Annotated in this window: 1 rRNA gene; it reads left to right on the top strand. The window is 39.6% G+C overall.

The features are described 5' to 3' along the window. Window positions 1-197 precede the first annotated feature (197 nt). Window positions 198-265: ribosomal RNA gene (rrf, locus tag NI469_RS15795) — 5S ribosomal RNA — on the top strand; the annotation flags it as partial.

Raw genomic sequence — 265 nt, 5'->3', positions numbered from 1 at the left:
AGGATCGATTGATTCGATATTAAACAAAGTGACTTGATTTAGTTACGCTAAACGAACAAACTACTGCAACTCAGATATACCTGTTAATGAACGATGTTCAAAACACTGTTTTGAACGAGTGCAAGATTTGGAAAAAGCATTGGCATACACTGAAAAGTGACTAAATAAGACCAAAGCAAGTATCCATAAACAGTTGTGCTGGCGACCATAGCAAGAGTGAACCACCTGATCCCTTCCCGAACTCAGAAGTGAAACCTCTTAGCGC

Origin of the sequence: Acinetobacter lwoffii (assembly GCF_024129735.1) — a bacterium.
Taxonomy (GTDB): domain Bacteria; phylum Pseudomonadota; class Gammaproteobacteria; order Pseudomonadales; family Moraxellaceae; genus Acinetobacter; species Acinetobacter lwoffii_H.
The sequence above is the reverse complement of the archived record's forward strand: the minus strand, read 5'-3'. Positions and strand labels throughout refer to the sequence as shown.